The sequence below is a fragment of the Sphingobacterium sp. UBA7625 genome, assembly GCF_002484085.1.
Taxonomy (GTDB): domain Bacteria; phylum Bacteroidota; class Bacteroidia; order Sphingobacteriales; family Sphingobacteriaceae; genus Sphingobacterium; species Sphingobacterium athyrii.
In genome coordinates, this window is sequence record NZ_DLJD01000028.1 from 250,516 (window position 1) to 265,604 (window position 15,089).

At 41.3% G+C, this 15,089-nt stretch carries 17 protein-coding genes; 5 read left to right on the forward strand and 12 right to left on the reverse strand.

The genetic code is table 11. From position 1 onward, the window contains the following. Nucleotides 1-168: 168 nt before the first annotated feature. On the reverse strand, nt 169-720 hold the full coding sequence (locus B4G94_RS12725) for a hypothetical protein (RefSeq protein WP_286859286.1): 552 nt from the start codon (nt 718-720) through the stop codon (nt 169-171). A gap of 227 nt (nt 721-947) precedes the next feature. Here B4G94_RS12725 and B4G94_RS12730 point away from each other — a divergent pair, with 227 nt between their 5' ends. After that, the gene (locus B4G94_RS12730; protein WP_286859288.1) at nt 948-1,796 is read left to right on the forward strand and encodes an SDR family NAD(P)-dependent oxidoreductase; all 849 of its coding nucleotides are present in this window, start codon (nt 948-950) and stop codon (nt 1,794-1,796) included. A gap of 73 nt (nt 1,797-1,869) precedes the next feature. Continuing rightward, entirely contained in the window at nt 1,870-2,784 is a 915-nt protein-coding gene (locus tag B4G94_RS12735) for a helix-turn-helix domain-containing protein (protein ID WP_286859289.1), read from the forward strand. Between the two features lie 137 nt (nt 2,785-2,921). Here the strand turns inward: B4G94_RS12735 and B4G94_RS12740 are convergent, their stop codons facing one another. Then, a complete protein-coding gene (locus B4G94_RS12740; protein WP_286859291.1) occupies nt 2,922-3,446 on the reverse strand; it encodes a hypothetical protein in 525 nt (174 codons plus the stop codon). Between the two features lie 157 nt (nt 3,447-3,603). Between B4G94_RS12740 and B4G94_RS12745 the strand changes: the two genes are divergently transcribed. Continuing rightward, on the forward strand, nt 3,604-4,161 hold the full coding sequence (locus B4G94_RS12745; RefSeq protein ID WP_286859293.1) for an SMI1/KNR4 family protein: 558 nt from the start codon (nt 3,604-3,606) through the stop codon (nt 4,159-4,161). 65 nt (nt 4,162-4,226) lie between these two features. On the opposite strand, the gene B4G94_RS12750 is transcribed toward B4G94_RS12745, so the two are convergent. Further along, complete coding sequence (locus B4G94_RS12750; protein WP_286859296.1) at nt 4,227-4,745, reverse strand: hypothetical protein; 519 nt, start codon at nt 4,743-4,745, stop codon at nt 4,227-4,229. Nucleotides 4,746-4,806: 61 nt separating this feature from the next. Continuing rightward, the gene (locus tag B4G94_RS12755; protein ID WP_286859298.1) at nt 4,807-5,346 is read right to left on the reverse strand and encodes a hypothetical protein; all 540 of its coding nucleotides are present in this window, start codon (nt 5,344-5,346) and stop codon (nt 4,807-4,809) included. Between the two features lie 223 nt (nt 5,347-5,569). On the opposite strand from B4G94_RS12755, the gene B4G94_RS12760 reads away from it, so the two are divergent. Continuing rightward, nucleotides 5,570-6,268 (forward strand): Crp/Fnr family transcriptional regulator, encoded by a 699-nt coding sequence (locus tag B4G94_RS12760; protein ID WP_286859300.1) that lies wholly within the window; start codon nt 5,570-5,572, stop codon nt 6,266-6,268. A gap of 74 nt (nt 6,269-6,342) precedes the next feature. Here the strand turns inward: B4G94_RS12760 and B4G94_RS12765 are convergent, their stop codons facing one another. From B4G94_RS12765 to nirB, 4 genes are read right to left on the reverse strand one after another with little or no spacing between them, the layout of a single operon-like run. Then, complete coding sequence (locus B4G94_RS12765; protein ID WP_286859302.1) at nt 6,343-6,744, reverse strand: hypothetical protein; 402 nt, start codon at nt 6,742-6,744, stop codon at nt 6,343-6,345. A 6-nt stretch (nt 6,745-6,750) separates the two neighbouring features. Continuing rightward, a complete protein-coding gene (locus B4G94_RS12770; RefSeq protein ID WP_286859305.1) occupies nt 6,751-7,563 on the reverse strand; it encodes a formate/nitrite transporter family protein in 813 nt (270 codons plus the stop codon). A gap of 46 nt (nt 7,564-7,609) precedes the next feature. Further along, the gene (gene nirD / locus B4G94_RS12775; RefSeq protein ID WP_108635626.1) at nt 7,610-7,957 is read right to left on the reverse strand and encodes a nitrite reductase small subunit NirD; all 348 of its coding nucleotides are present in this window, start codon (nt 7,955-7,957) and stop codon (nt 7,610-7,612) included. Nucleotides 7,958-7,989: 32 nt separating this feature from the next. Next, on the reverse strand, nt 7,990-10,506 hold the full coding sequence (nirB, locus tag B4G94_RS12780; protein WP_286859307.1) for a nitrite reductase large subunit NirB: 2,517 nt from the start codon (nt 10,504-10,506) through the stop codon (nt 7,990-7,992). Between the two features lie 200 nt (nt 10,507-10,706). Here nirB and cobA point away from each other — a divergent pair, with 200 nt between their 5' ends. Beyond that, the gene (gene cobA, locus B4G94_RS12785; RefSeq protein ID WP_165308522.1) at nt 10,707-11,468 is read left to right on the forward strand and encodes a uroporphyrinogen-III C-methyltransferase; all 762 of its coding nucleotides are present in this window, start codon (nt 10,707-10,709) and stop codon (nt 11,466-11,468) included. 110 nt (nt 11,469-11,578) lie between these two features. On the opposite strand, the gene B4G94_RS12790 is transcribed toward cobA, so the two are convergent. From B4G94_RS12790 to B4G94_RS12805, 4 genes are all read right to left on the reverse strand, one after another. After that, nucleotides 11,579-12,142: a DUF4468 domain-containing protein gene (locus B4G94_RS12790; protein WP_108635624.1), complete on the reverse strand. Its 564-nt coding sequence runs from the start codon at nt 12,140-12,142 to the stop codon at nt 11,579-11,581. A gap of 186 nt (nt 12,143-12,328) precedes the next feature. Next, a complete protein-coding gene (locus tag B4G94_RS12795) occupies nt 12,329-12,829 on the reverse strand; it encodes a DUF6265 family protein (protein ID WP_206531799.1) in 501 nt (166 codons plus the stop codon). Between the two features lie 63 nt (nt 12,830-12,892). Beyond that, nucleotides 12,893-13,900 (reverse strand): hypothetical protein, encoded by a 1,008-nt coding sequence (locus B4G94_RS12800; protein ID WP_286859311.1) that lies wholly within the window; start codon nt 13,898-13,900, stop codon nt 12,893-12,895. Between the two features lie 274 nt (nt 13,901-14,174). Next, nucleotides 14,175-14,771 carry a hypothetical protein gene (locus tag B4G94_RS12805; protein WP_108635622.1) on the reverse strand — a complete coding sequence of 199 codons (597 nt, stop codon included), beginning with the start codon at nt 14,769-14,771 and terminating at the stop codon, nt 14,175-14,177. Nucleotides 14,772-15,089: the final 318 nt, after the last annotated feature.

The following is a 15,089-nucleotide window of genomic DNA, read 5'->3' on the forward strand; positions in this document are numbered from 1 at the left end:
ATCACCCAGGGTCGCAATCCGGTTTAGCTATTTATCGCATTGGGCCCTACCTATAAAACAAAGTGTTGTAATGGAAAAATTGTTTTATTTTCTTTGCGATCAAATCAATACAGTGCCGGTTGTACACTCAAATTTACGCAGCAATTGAGCTGTATTTCATCGTTTCCGTTACTTGTTTAACCATTTACGGATCATCCTTGTATAATTGGGCATGACCAGATAAACCATCAAAAAAACGATACATCCGGAGATCAATAAGCCATCAGAAAAATGATTTTGAGGAATATGAAAATACCGGAGAACAGGCAGCAGAATTATTGGTATAGTCAATGACAGCGGGTAAATTGCTGACCAGGTAACAAGATATTGTTTCCATCGCCGCGGCACCTGATGGGCCTGCTCTGCTGTTTCAAAAAGAAACTCAAGGCCTGATTTGATCTGATAGCGGTCTTGCTTCCGAAATAAGGGAGCAGCTTTCTCGATCATACGTCGACGCGTGTCCGATTTCATCCAATTTTTTAGGTTATCGACAGTATCAAACCGGATAATTACCGTATAGACAAACGTCAATTTCGGGATAGGACGGATGATCTGTAAGTCTATAAATCCTCTCGCATGTTTGGTGAGCGGAACAACCTCCGCTAGCCACTGATCGTATTCCAATTGCTTGTCATCTAAAATATGATGTGTTATAACGACAGAGGCTCCCTGATTTTCCATAGTTATTATTTGTTAAAAGTTTACATTTACACAACCGGGATATACTTATGCCCGGTATCTATCTTTTCTCTCATCGGTACAGTTCGTAGGGATTGCCTATCGAAAATACAATTTTATAAAAAAACATCAAACCCACGATTTGGCTACGAGATCCGTCGATCTGCCTACATCCCAAAAATACCAAATCATCAACTTTGTAGCATCAATTTATTTTTAAACTAAAACACATGAAATCACAAAAAGTATGGTTTGTTACCGGTGCCTCCAAAGGACTGGGTTTAAGTCTGGTAAAGGAACTTTTAGCACAAGATTATCTTGTTGTAGCGACCTCGCGTACGAAACGAGCCCTGGAACAAGAAATCGGTGAAAATGAAAATTTCCTTCCCCTTGAAGTCGACATCACCAATGATGTGGACGTCGCACGGGCAGCACTGTCGGCAATTGATTATTTCGGACGGATCGACGTCCTGGTCAACAATGCAGGATACGGGCAGACAGGCAGTGTCGAAGAACTCAGCGACTCCGAAGCCCGACGCAATTTTGACGTGAATGTCTTTGGATCACTCAATGCTATCCGGCATATCGCACCGCATATGCGGCGTCAGCAATCGGGGCATATTTTTAACATTGCATCCATTGGTGGCCTTGCAGGAAATTACCCGGGTTTTGGCATCTATTGTTCCACAAAATTTGCTGTGTCCGGATTTACGGAAGCACTCGCTGTTGAAATGCAGCCTTTTGGTATTCACACGACCCTGGTTTATCCCGGTTATTTCAGAACGGATTTTTTATCCGATGGATCAATCCAAACCGCAGCCAATCCCATCGAAGCTTATGTCACAGCACGGGAAAATGAAGCAGCGCACTTACACCAGATCCATGGCAATCAGACAAACGATCCGCAAAAAGCAGCTACTTTATTGATCGAGCTCAGCACTTTGACACATCCGCCAGTCCATTTCCTAATGGGTGAAGATGCCTTTGAACTAGCCAAAAACAAGATTAACACGTTGACTGCCGAGATTGAAAAATGGAAGAGCTATACGGTATCCACAGGTTTTGAACAGACTGCATAATAGCCTAAAGCTAGAACTGACAGCAAGGAAAAATCAGCAACATTAAAAAAAGAAAATAACTAAATTTACAATTATGGAGAATACATTTCGCTTTCATTCCCTTTCGGAGTTCCACAGCTTTTGCGGGCTGCCCAAACCAGAGCATCCCTTGATCAGTTTGGTTGATTATAGTCAAGTGCACTATCCTATTAATGACAGCAAATTAAGTTGGATACAGCATTTTTATTCGATTGGTTTAAAGCGAAATGTAAATGCCAGGTTCAATTATGGGCAGCAACAATATGACTTTGATTCGGGTGTATTGACTTTTATATCACCATTACAATTCTTGAAAGTAGAGATTAATCAAGAGGTCCGTGCCCAACCCAGTGGCTGGATTCTCTTGATACATCCCGATTTTTTGTGGAACAGCGAACTGGCGAAGCATATCCATACATACGATTTTTTCCAATATGAAGTCAACGAAGCACTTTTTCTTTCCGAAAAGGAGGAGGCGGTAATTGTAGACATTCTCCAGAATATCGAAAAAGAATATCAATCCAACATCGACAAATTCAGCCGCGAACTGATTCTCAAGCAGATCGAACGGCTGCTCATCTATGCAGAACGATATTACGAACGTCAATTTATCACACGAAAAAAATCCACTCAGGAGCTGGTGACCCGTTTCGAAAATATACTATCGGCACATTTTAGCTACGACAGCCTGATCACAAAAGGAGTTCCAACAGTAAGCATGCTTGCCCAGCAGCTCAATCTTTCCCCAAATTATCTCGGTAGCCTACTGCGTATCTATACGCAGCAAAATACGCAGCAGCATATACAACACAAAATGATCGAATACGCCAAACTAAGATTGAGTACTAGCGCCTTATCGATCAGCGAAATAGCATACGAGCTAGGCTTTGAGCACCCGCAGTCATTCAGTAAAGTCTTTAAGAAAAACACGCAACAGAGCCCCGTAGAATTTAGGCAGGCGTTTCAATAAGTACAGCTTGCAAAGATCCAGATCATCCGTATCCACCAGTTTGCTCGCATGATCTGGAAAAACCGATCGATCTTAGGCCATTTCCTCCAATCCATAGACCGTTAGAGCCTTGAGTCTTTGCTATTCTAGCGATGCCATTAATCGGCATAATATCCTTCAACACCAATTCCGATCGTCCAGAAAAACTTCGCTTTCTCCAAGTCTTCGAGCAGCATATCCACATTCTCTTCGTATTCCCCTTCGGCCTTTATCGCTTCGATATCCTCCTGGATATCCTCAACGGTCATCTGCCGCCAAACACCGACTGAGCTATTCAAAAAGGCATAACAATACCCCGCCTCAGCATCATCGACAGGTCCACTGTTTTTTTCACTCAATATATGGAGCAGTTCGTCGGCTTCCACCTGAAAGGGGTTGACTCCGTAGATACTGACTTCGGTGCTTTGGAGATAAGGACCATTAATGCTTTCGATAAATTCAAGCAGCCCCAGGTCATTGAAATCCAACCGTAATTCGAGCTCATCATAATAATACTGACCGTCAAGGGCGTCTGATGGCGCACCCAGAAATTCCTGTACCTGCGCTTGGTCCATGCCGAAGGGCACTCGCCCCAAGTCTTCAATATGAATTCCTACAAGTGGAATAAATTCGATCTTTTTCATAACTACCAACTTCGTATTTGTTTATATCGCAATACATATCAATTGCTCTATTAAAGTTAGGCAAAAATTGTAAAGCAACCAGCCGAAAGAAGATAATCTAACCCCATTGACGAAAATGATTTTAATACCTAACTTTAAAAAGAATATTAGAACATGCATGATGAAAGATACACTGGACAGCTTAGATTTACATATCAAAAATCTCAGACCAGATTTTTACAGGGATTTACAAAACCCGTTGAACCAGCAAGAACTTGAGATTCTGGAGCAGAGATATGTTATTCAGCTTCCAGACGACCTCAAAACATTCTATCAGTGGAAAAATGGACAGCGTAACACCTGTTACGACGCCTTTATCAATAATTCAATGTTTATTCCGCTGGAAGAAGCTCTTGACATCGCTCAGGAACTAACCAGTTTGATCGGTACCGACTTTGAAATTGAAAACTGGTGGAACGAATGTTGGATACCCATTTTTCATAATGGTAGCGGTAGTTACATTTGCTATGATCAGGGCGGAATCTTTTCCGGTCAAGAGGGACAGCTGATTGAATATTGGAACCGGGACAATGACCGCAATGTTATCGCTCCTAACCTCGAAGGATTTTTAGGACTTCTTAACGACTATTATGCCCATACACCAAAGGAAAAATTCGACGACTTTTTTAGCATCGATACCACCAGTGAATATCCCCGACGTTTTAGGGTGAAATAACAGATGGTTTGGCGTATTCTTACTACGGTCCAATATCTGTTATTGCATCCACAAACTCATCATCATCATTTTTTTTCCTCGTAAAATCTCTGAATTTTCTTTAAATAGGTAATCGATTCAGGTGGAGTGATACTATCGCCAAACTCTTCATACACATAGTAAATGGCACTTTTTTCGCCAAGCTCATGAGCCTTAAGTAGATAAAATAAGGCTTGATTCCGAGAAACACTATCCTTGCCTGCAAGCTCGACTCCATTTATTGTCCCTTTCCATGTAAGTATATCATATAGATTCAGATACGCCTCAGGACATTGATACTTGTTAGCCATTAGGAGGGTATAGTGATATTCATCAGGAGTCAACAACATGTTACTATTAGCTATTGTATGATACGCTTCAAAATCACCTAGATTAATTGCTCGACGCCAAAGCGAATCAGCTACGCTCCGAGGTAATTCTAGATCTTTGGGATCATCGATTACTCCCACTTGCTTTTTTTCGGCATGATGGCTACAGCTCCAGAAAAATGCACAAAAAATAAGGGTAAACAGGCGTAAAATCTTTATCTCTCTTATTTTCATCATAGATATATAACCTGTTATTTTTTAAGTAATCCGCACCCATTCATCCGCTTTTGTTGACCGTTCACTTCCCCCTCCGATCATTAAACATAACTTTTTTCACATAGTTGCTTTTTCCACTCGCAGCGAGAACTGCCGAATCTAGCGAAATGTAGTTACCAAAAAAAGAAATTAGTTCAGGAGAAGCCTCATACACCAAATAATTCAGTCTTAAAGTTTTATTATCTGGATTCAAGCATAATTGACATAAGGATTGTTCATGATCAAAAAACTCAATCTCTAGATTTGAGCAATAATTATGTTTGTGCACGATATCATTCATTTCAGGTTTATACCGCTTTAACTTAGCCATTTCATCGAGAAGAGTATCCCATTTCGCTAATGGAACTGTATCATTCTTGGTAGCAAAAAAATCAGCCGCATGATGTCTATAAAAATCACTCAAGTACATTTCTTGACCGTATTGCTCATCAACAAATTCTCGACTATACAAAATCCGTAGTTCCTTTTCACGTTGTTTCTCTTTGGATCTGCAAGATAAAAGCAATATTGACATACAACAAAGTGCAATCAAAATTAAATAATACTTTGGCTTTATGATCATATCGATCTTTATTGTGCTCCGACGAAAGTAATAAATTATGATTCCAAATGACCACATGAACAAGGTATTTATTAAAATGAAGATGCAATATTTCATTCAATTCCACATATTCAGAAGGTTAAAACATTATATACTTTTTTTATAGCAGACAAAATAGGAATTTAAGTGAATAGATAATACCTTTGGGCAGATAAAACCACTTCAGTACCTGAAACGAATATTGATGAAATCAAAAAAAGCAACGACCTGTGACCACTCCTGCCTTATGTGCCGCTATGTTTTAAAGGATTGGCTTGGCCAGATCGATCTGCATCGAAAACAGATCAAGGTAAAAAAAGGCGAGCAGTTCATCGCTGAAGGAGAAGCTGTCCACGGTATTTATTTTGTACAATCTGGACTTATCAAAGTACACCGCAACCTTAGCGACAAGGAAATCATTGTCCGTTTCGCGAAAGAAGGTGATATTGTCGGCCATCGGGGCGTTTCATCCGAACAAGCTGTCTATCCAATTTCAGCAACCGCATTGGAACCAACACAACTCTGTTTTGTTGATCTACCCTTTTTTATGTCAACGCTACGCATCAACTCTGAGCTAAGCTATCAACTCATGCTATTTTATGCTGACGAGTTACAGCTCTCGGAGCAGAAGATGTGCAATCTTGTCCAACTATCCGTTAAAAACAGATTAGCCTGGAGCCTACTGCTGCTCCACCGTATTTTTGGCGCGGAGGCTAGCGATGGCTATATCGGTCTTGCGTTAAGCAAGAAGGACCTAGCCTCCTATGTGGGTACTACCTACGAGACCTTTTATCGTATGCTTGGCGAACTTGCGGCGATGGGAGCAATCACGGTTGAGGGAAAGAAAATTTTTATTAAAGATTTCCAGCAGTTAAACAGATTAGCTTCTGAACAAGAAGTATAAAAAAGGGGGAGCCAACAACTTAAAAATGATCTTGTGCTCCCCAGCGTAAATATTTCCCAATCTATACGTCAACGTTAAAATTTGTACCCCATTCCGATCCCCAATTTCCATTTCCCATCAGAAGTACTGGTTTTTGCATTATAAAAAGCGGGCAACTGGATGGCCATATGTCCGGATACCAGCGTCAGACCAAATCCAAGCGTCGGGGTAATCCAAGAATTCTTTGGCTTCCCTTCTTCCACCTTGTCATCCTTTAATTTCAACGTAGGCAGCAATCCGAGCATTACAGCCCTCTTTTTAGCAAAATTATATTTCACGGCAGGCCCCGTACAGTTAATGTAAGCACCGTGATCTGCGTATCCCGCCACCAAAACACCCTCAAATAAACTGGCTTTTACGGGGTTTTGCTGGCTATAGGCCGCCAACGAGAGCACATGCAGCATCAGCATGACCGTGATTTGTTTTATTTTAGCCATAACTATTTAGTTTTGCGAGGTCGATACTTGTCCTTTTCTGCTATACGTGTAATAGATTGCCATTCCTGTAAACAACAAACCGCCAACAATATTACCAGCGGTCACGATAAGCTGATTGTAAAGCCACCAATCAGAGATGCTTACTTTTGCACCAAACATCATTCCGGCTGGGATTACAAACATATTAACCACAGCGTGCTCATAGCCCAAAGCAAAGAATATAAAGATAGGAATGCCCGCGGCCAGTATTTTACCCAAAGTAGACTTGGACGTCATGGACATCACAACGCCCATACAAACCATCCAATTACACAGAATCGCTTTGACAAAAGCAGCAAATAAACCCGCAGCCCCATGATCACCATAGCCGATTGTTTTCTTTTCACTGATCAGGATCAGACTCTGCTCGATATTACCCAATTGGCTGACCTGTCCGGTCTCCGTGCTTGCAGCCCAGAATAGCAGGGCAAAAAGGACACTTCCCAAGAGATTACCCAAGAATACCCAAAACAAATTGTTCGCCATCACCCTAAAACTAATTTTTCCTTCAAACCAGGCCAAAGGCACAAGGGAGAAGCTTCCCGTCACAAGTTCCAATCCAAGGATAACGATAATGACAAATCCCACCGGAAAGACAAATGCCCCCACCAGGCTCAAACCCGTCTGTGAAGTCGCCAATAAGGCCAACGTCACCGATATCGCCAATAAGGCACCGGCAAGTGCACCACGGATCAGGAGATCCCGGACCGGCAGGGAAGATTTGTAGACAGCGGTATTCATCATTGTTCCCGCCACTTCTTTGGGGCTAATGTAATCCATAATTTATTTACGTTAAAAGTTTTCCATTTAAATAGCTGCGAAAGCCCTAAGCGATCATTCCGATGTAAACGTTGCCGTTTTCGACTTTAACGGGATAGGTCTTAATTGCACATTCATCACCGGAGAGACATTCCCCCGTATCCAGTGCAAAGGTTTTCTTATGAAATGGACAAGCCACCTTTGGCGTATCCCCCAGCGAACCCAACATTCCCCTGCTTAAAATCATCTGCCGTTTATGTGGACATTCATTCTGGGTAGCATACCATTCATTGCGGCGTGCAAAATAAAATAGCGCGACCTGTTGATTGTTTAGCTTGAGACAAACCCCGCCATTCTCGATAGCATCTTCTATTTTACAGGCTTGAAGCCATTGTGTGTCTAGTTGCGTTTCCATATGATTCTCTTTAAAAAGGTTTTGTAAAATGTTTAAATAGTTTTTAGATTCCAATCGGCTGCTTTTTTCTGTCCGCGCATCATGTCAAACTGTACCGTATCGTCCTTTTCCTCAGGTGCGTTTACAAAATGTACAAAACGTTTACGGATATTGGGATCCTCTACTGCAGCCTTCCATTCACAACGGTAGCTATCAACAAGCAATTGCATATCCTGTTCCCAAGCTTCTCCCATTCCGAGACTATCCTCCACCACCACATTCCGCAAATAGTCAATCCCCCCTTCCATTTTATTGAGCCAAGGAGCAGTACGCGTCAGTGGGTCTGCTGTGCGGATATAGAACATCAGAAAACGGTCAATATACCGGATGCAGGTTTCACTATCTATATCAGCCGCCAAGAGTAGCGCATGCTGAGGTTTGCTACCACCATTTCCACAGACATAGAGGTTCCAGCCTTTTTCCGTTGCGATGATACCAAAATCCTTACTCTGTGCTTCAGCGCATTCACGAATACAGCCACTGACAGCAGACTTAAGCTTATGCGGAGCCCGCAGTCCACGATAGCGCTCCTCAATGCGGATGGCAAAAGACACACTGTCGTGCAGACCAAATCGGCACCAGGTACTACCCACGCAGCTTTTCACAGTACGCAGCGCCTTTCCATAAGCATGCCCACTTTCAAAACCCGCTGCGATAAGTTCCTCCCAGATAAACGGGAGGTCATTGAGGTGTGCACCAAACAAATCAATGCGTTGTCCTCCTGTAATTTTTGTATATAAATTATATTTTTTAGCCACTTCACCGATAACGATCAGCTTGTCAGGTGTAATTTCACCGCCCGGAATCCGTGGAACGACAGAGTAGGTTCCGCCTTTCTGTATATTGGCTAGGTAACGGTCGTTACTATCCTGTGCTACATCATTTCCCTTACCAAGAATCATTTCATTCCAGAGACTAGCGAGCAGCGAAGACACGAGCGGTTTGCATACCTCACAACCGTGCCCCCTGCCCAAAGCATCCAGCACATGATCGTAGCTTTTTAGCTCGTGTATTTTGATCAGGTCATACAGCTCCTGACGGCTCAGGTCAAAATGCTCGCATATTGTATTACGAATATATTTCCCCTGTTGTTTCATGGTATAGTTGACCAGATCTTTTACCATAGGTACACAACCACCGCATCCCGAACCAGCTTTGGTACATTTTTTAACAGCCTCTGCATTTTCGCAATTATGTGTGGTCACAGCATCACAGATCTGCGCTTTGGTAATCCCTTCACAACTGCAGATCAATGCCTGATCCGGTAGGACTTCCAATCCCGAAGAAGCCGATTTGCTCTCGCGCTGCTCGCCAAACAGCAGCAGTTCGGGATGCTCAGCCAAAGGCATACTATTGTTGACCATTTGTAGGAGCATATTGTAACTAGCAGCTTCGCCCACGAGAATTCCACCGAGCAAACGCGTACCGTCTGTACTAACATTCAACCGCTTATAAATACCCTTGTTACGGTCTTCGAGTAGGATCGTCCGTGCATAAGGCTCACTGACAAAAGGGTCACCAAAGCTAGCCACATCTACGCCCATCAGTTTTAATTTGGTACTCATATCAAATCCCTTGAAAGATTTCTCTTCACCTATGATATGAGAAGCAGCAATTTCCGCCATTTCATAACCAGGAGCAACCAAGCCATAAATCATGTCATTAACCAGCGCACATTCCCCAATGGCATATACAGCAGGCTCAGAAGTCTGCATCTGTGCATTGACCAGTATCCCGCCACGTTCCCCGATGGCTAATCCAATTTTTTTTGCCAGCTCATCCCGCGGACGGATACCAGCAGAAATCACCAGCATATCTGTTTCGAGCACCGTACCATCATTAAAAGCAATACCGGTAAGATGTTCATCCCCGAGTAGCTGGCTTGTGGATTTTTGCAGTTGACAGCTCAGCCCCAATTCAGCCAACTTAGCTTCTAAAAGGGCGCTCGCGCTTGCATCGATCTGCCTGGGCATCAATCGCGGTGCAAATTCAATGACTGCTGTTTCTTCAATACCCAAGTCAACGAGGGCTTTTGCTGCTTCCAAGCCCAGCAGCCCACCCCCCATAACCGTTCCTTTTTTAGCTTTCGCCGCATAAGCTTTGATCAATTCTAGATCCTCAATAGTCCGGTAGAGAAATACGCCTTGCTTTTCTATCCCCGGAATTGGCGGCACGAAAGCAGCCGAGCCTGTTGCAAAGATGAGGTAGTCATAATGAATAATTTCACCCTTCAATGAACAAACCTCTTTTTTACTTAAATCTACATCAACAACGGGGTCATTTAAATGAATTTTAATATTATTCTCAGCGTACCAATCGTTTTTTGAAAGAAAAAGCTCATCAATCGATGAAATTTTAAAGTAATCTGTCAGATGTACGCGATCATAGGCACGAATTGGCTCTTCTGCAAACACCGTTATCTCTAGATCGGGAGATTTTTGTTTTAATTTTTCACAAATCTTATTCCCGACCATACCATTTCCGATAATTACAATCATTTTTCTTTCCATAACATCTATTATTTTTGTTAAAAAACCATATACATGATTTCATACCACTAATTTATGAAATAAAAAATCAAATAATCAACAAAAAGATGATTTTTATCATATTTTTTCATTAAAAAACTACAAACAATCAAACATTTTGTGATTTTAATCATAATTTTTAATACATTTACATATATAAAGACAGTAAAAACAGGTAAAACATGAAAAAATCAACCGAAAAATCATTATTTATTGTTGGAGCTGGTCCGGGAGACCCAGAATTGCTCACAATTAAAGCCTATAAAGCGATCGAAAATGCGCAAGTTATCCTATATGACAACTTAATCAACGAGGAAATCCTAAGTATAGCGAATAAAAACTGTATAAAACGTTATGTTGGCAAGCATCCTTATGGCAAATACGTACCACAAGAAGAAATAAATGACCTTATTCTTTACTATTGTCAAAATTTTGAGCATGTGGTACGCTTGAAAGGCGGAGATCCCTACCTCTTTGGACGTGGTTTTGAAGAATGGCTTACCGTGAAAGACCAAAATATAAATGTTACCTATATTCCGGGAATCAGCAGCATGCAAGGCGCAGGTCTCAATAGTATCCCGCTCACGCATCGCGGTGTAAGTGAAGGTGTATGGGCATTGACCGGTATGAAAAAAGATGGCAGCCTATCAGCCGACCTTCCACTAGCTGTCCAAAGCAAATCGACTGTGGTGATTTATATGGGGATGCGTAAACTTGATGAGATTGCACGTACTTATGTACTCTATGGCAAAGGAGATACACCCGCGGCCATTATACAGCACGCGAGCCTACCACAACAAAAGCAGGTGTTATGTAAAGCGAAAGATCTTGTGCGAGCTAGTCTGGAGAATAGCCTCGGGCATCCGGCGATTATTGTCATCGGAGAAGTTGTCAACTTGCAGCAGGCCGCCACAATCGTTATGGAACAACGGCATATTATATAATATAGCACCTAAAAATTCCTTTTGATAGCTTCGTATTTCACACCATAACCCATAAACGAAAAAAGCCCCCATACGGAGGCTCTCTCATTATATATTATTTGGTGGTTTTTCTACCAATTGTCATTCGACTTGCTATCGTTGATTCCCTTTGAGAATTCAGCGATATACCTATTGATGAATGCATCTAACCCTTCCTGCAAGCTTTTTCGGGCCACTTTGCCATTGCTACCATACAATGCATTTTTTGACATAAAGTTATTCGTACCGTTCAACGGGTATTCAGCTCCGCCCGGCGACTCAAAATATTTGTAATTCGGTGCGAACCTTATTTTCGAATCTTTGAAATCCAGGGTAATCTTATAATAAAAATCATAGTACGTTTTTGAACCCAAATAGGTGGTATAAACAGCCTTCTGCTCCATCGCATCGATCACAATTTGCTCGCCATCGATTTTCGTCGTTACTTTCTCAGGATTATTATAATAGGAATTCACATACTTTAGCGCCGCTTTATAGAGATCGTTTTGTGATCTACCGGCGAAATTCAACACAACATAGTTTTTGGACTCATCGCTAGTATCTACAAAATCCTTCGGTGTTATTTTCATTGATTGTGCTTGCACAAATGCCGTAACGATACAAAACAATAAAACGGCAAAAAACTTTTTACTCATTACCTGTAATCCTTTTTTCAATTTAAGATTAATTATATTAATACACGTTGCTATGTTAACAGATATTATGCCAAACTTATACAGTTAAACTTTAAACGGCAGGTTTTGTCTTTCCTCATTTAAAAAATATAATCATCCGGAATTACCAGACATATTTAGCGTATTCCCAATGAAAATCCATTTAAGCTATTGAATTTTCTCAAATTCAAAGGGAATTTCCATGTCCTTATTAGAAACTTTTGCTTTCAGCTTTCCACTTTCGGTCCAATACTGGATCTGTTTCGGAAAATCTATCGAATCATTTGTAAAAACAAACTCGTTGCTTTTAAGCTCTGCCAGCTTAAATTCAATAGGTCTTTTTTCATCCGGAGTTTTAACGAATAAGCTCCATTTTCCATCCGTTGCGATTAACGACATTTGCTCTTGGCTTACGGTATCCCCTTTTTGCAATGTATAGGAAAAGCCTGCATATTCTGTCACGCTTATTTTTTCCCAGTTTTCAAAAGTTTCTTTTCCTTTTTCTTCGTTCACCCGCTTCCAATTTCCGTTGAGCCAATCTAAATTCACCGCTGTTTCCATTGTGGATTCAGATGCAGTCGTTGAGGTTGCAGCGGGACCACTTTTTATCGTCTGGTGACAGGACACAGCGACAGCGGTATAAACTAAAAGACCTATCCTTTTCATCATTTACTATTTTGGTTATGAATTGTATGTTAATATTGACTTCAATATACCTATTTTTATACAATTTTACCTCTCCCGCCTAGGCATACTTAAAATATCTTCCTGTTCCCTGGCTTCCTGTTTACTCAATTCCATCAGACCTAAATCAGAATGGTAAATAGCTTGGTAGTTATTTAAAAAGATAAATCGAAAGTATCTGGCCGTCCCTGCCTCCTCCGCAAACTTTTTTGGATCTTCATAAAATGATTCCTTACCCATATACTGTTCGCCGGGGGTTGCAAGTGCTCTACCCGTTTTATCCTTGTCCGACCATCCGCCCTGACGGTTAAAAAAGGAGATATCAGATTTGTAGTTTTGATATTGCCCCTGATACACATGTGTCTTTTTCTTCGGATCCGTATACGTTAACTTAAAATTGATATCATCCACAAACTCAATCTTGTAGGCGGTCTTCTCTTTGCCGAATATTATTCTCATCTCATTGTACTCCGAATTTGATGGCGATCTTTCGTATTTGGCTGTAAAATACCAGGTTGTATGCTGGAGCGGATAAGTCTCCGTAACAGGAAATGTGTAATTATCCGAAGAAAAAGGAAATTTTTGTCCTTTGTCATAGATCAGCAGGAATTTTATGGTATGAAGCCGCTTATTGTCAATGGCGGTATCCCCGGCGATCATATACCTAACCACCGGATTGTTAAACGCAGCTTGATAGGTATTCGCATCGATCTGCTCAAGCTTAGGCTCATAATCAAGCAAGCGCGCTCTAAAAACGCTAAGATCGGCAGCCGTAATATAAGTCAGCAACAGTTCATTCTTATTGTCCTGCTGTCTGGTGGACAACGACAGTCTTTCCTTCGTTTGCGGATGTATATAGAGGCTATCATTTACCCGCTGGAATCCCGTTGGTAGTAGGTAGCTTCTATTTAACCGAGCAATTTTATCTGCCTGAACCCCTTCATCTGTATATAGATGAATGAAATTTCTTGGATAGAATTTCTGTGCAAACAAGCCTTTGCCCATACAGAAAATCAACACCAGCAGACTTAACAACTTTGTTATTTTTACGTTCATTTTTTGCTTTTATAATCTATTTGACCCTAAAGATAGGGATAACATCACAACAAGCGGATCTATTTTAATATCCGCATTAGATCAGTTACGATTCGTAAAAGTCAGCGCAAAATACAGGAGGACAAGCCAGATCAGCAGAAAGACGCCATTGGCAAAAAGCAAAAATATACCCAGAGTCGTCAGCCTTGGTAAAAGGCCGTACAGACTCATGTCGTCGATTAAGCGGAAAAGATAATTCGAGAGCCATTTTACAGGCAAAAGCCCGGCATTGATGCTAGGCTTTTATTTTTGGATCTATCCAATAAGCAGTGTGGTTCGTGTGGCTAAAAAATTCCATGGGCGTCACATGACAGTCCATGGTATCCTGTAATCCCCCATCGGTATAACTTACCAGTTCTTCGGAGGGGACAACCATTCCCGTAATGATAGCCGATTCATCCAAACAGTTTAAATCGGACAATAGGACATTGATATTGTTGGATACGACCCATTGTTCCATCTCTGCTTTGGTCAGCTGCTGTACCCTTTCGGCCAAAAATTTAGCTTCCTCAAGCTCTTTTTCGACACTATTGGGATAAAATAGTTTAAGGAATGCAACATACTTATCAAACTGTTTCGTTCGGATGGCTTCATTGCGTAGGAATTGCTTCTCCCCCAATTGCCCGTACTCCTTCGCATATTTACGCAGTTCCAATTCCGACAATTCCCGATTCGACCAGTTTGCCAACTCCGACAGGGCATACACATCGGTGCCCTGTCCATCACATTTGTTTAGATATTCCCAGACATCCCCCTGGACGATTTTGGGTTTATTATGTTCCAGAATGTTATATCCCTCGGCAATCCACGCTTCAATTTGTTCCCGTTTCATATATCAATTTTTAATTTAATACCTAATCTCTAGTCCCTAATCGACAAGCACACATTCAACCGTGTCAAGTCCGACAGCATGTACGGTCCATTGTGCCGATTATTCTATCTTATAAACAATCGGTTGGAGCCGAAAGTTTCCCACAAAAAAAAGAAAAGGCCAGGAACATAAAAGAATCCTGACCTTTATAACTAAGTTATCCATCAAATGGATTATTATAAGGACAAGATCCAATTGAAAATAGTTTAAAAAAGCTTCAAATAGCCATTTTTTCTAAAAGCTCTATTTTTTCTGTCAATTTATCATGTAAAATTTGGC

What these genes read in the sequence shown, in the direction of transcription:
- nirB (WP_286859307.1), bottom strand. Translation starts at nt 10,506, where the DNA reads ATGGAAAGAAAAATGATTGTAATTATCGGAAATGGTATGGTCGGGAAT.
- nirD (WP_108635626.1), bottom strand. Translation starts at nt 7,957, where the DNA reads ATGGAAACGCAACTAGACACACAATGGCTTCAAGCCTGTAAAATAGAA.
- B4G94_RS12770 (WP_286859305.1), bottom strand. Translation starts at nt 7,563, where the DNA reads ATGGATTACATTAGCCCCAAAGAAGTGGCGGGAACAATGATGAATACC.
- B4G94_RS12805 (WP_108635622.1), bottom strand. Translation starts at nt 14,771, where the DNA reads ATGAAACGGGAACAAATTGAAGCGTGGATTGCCGAGGGATATAACATT.
- B4G94_RS12790 (WP_108635624.1), bottom strand. Translation starts at nt 12,142, where the DNA reads ATGAGTAAAAAGTTTTTTGCCGTTTTATTGTTTTGTATCGTTACGGCA.
- B4G94_RS12750 (WP_286859296.1), bottom strand. Translation starts at nt 4,745, where the DNA reads ATGATGAAAATAAGAGAGATAAAGATTTTACGCCTGTTTACCCTTATT.
- B4G94_RS12730 (WP_286859288.1), top strand. Translation starts at nt 948, where the DNA reads ATGAAATCACAAAAAGTATGGTTTGTTACCGGTGCCTCCAAAGGACTG.
- B4G94_RS12735 (WP_286859289.1), top strand. Translation starts at nt 1,870, where the DNA reads ATGGAGAATACATTTCGCTTTCATTCCCTTTCGGAGTTCCACAGCTTT.
- B4G94_RS12800 (WP_286859311.1), bottom strand. Translation starts at nt 13,900, where the DNA reads ATGAACGTAAAAATAACAAAGTTGTTAAGTCTGCTGGTGTTGATTTTC.
- B4G94_RS12795 (WP_206531799.1), bottom strand. Translation starts at nt 12,829, where the DNA reads ATGATGAAAAGGATAGGTCTTTTAGTTTATACCGCTGTCGCTGTGTCC.
- B4G94_RS12740 (WP_286859291.1), bottom strand. Translation starts at nt 3,446, where the DNA reads ATGAAAAAGATCGAATTTATTCCACTTGTAGGAATTCATATTGAAGAC.
- cobA (WP_165308522.1), top strand. Translation starts at nt 10,707, where the DNA reads ATGAAAAAATCAACCGAAAAATCATTATTTATTGTTGGAGCTGGTCCG.
- B4G94_RS12725 (WP_286859286.1), bottom strand. Translation starts at nt 720, where the DNA reads ATGGAAAATCAGGGAGCCTCTGTCGTTATAACACATCATATTTTAGAT.
- B4G94_RS12745 (WP_286859293.1), top strand. Translation starts at nt 3,604, where the DNA reads ATGATGAAAGATACACTGGACAGCTTAGATTTACATATCAAAAATCTC.
- B4G94_RS12755 (WP_286859298.1), bottom strand. Translation starts at nt 5,346, where the DNA reads ATGATCATAAAGCCAAAGTATTATTTAATTTTGATTGCACTTTGTTGT.
- B4G94_RS12760 (WP_286859300.1), top strand. Translation starts at nt 5,570, where the DNA reads ATGAAATCAAAAAAAGCAACGACCTGTGACCACTCCTGCCTTATGTGC.
- B4G94_RS12765 (WP_286859302.1), bottom strand. Translation starts at nt 6,744, where the DNA reads ATGGCTAAAATAAAACAAATCACGGTCATGCTGATGCTGCATGTGCTC.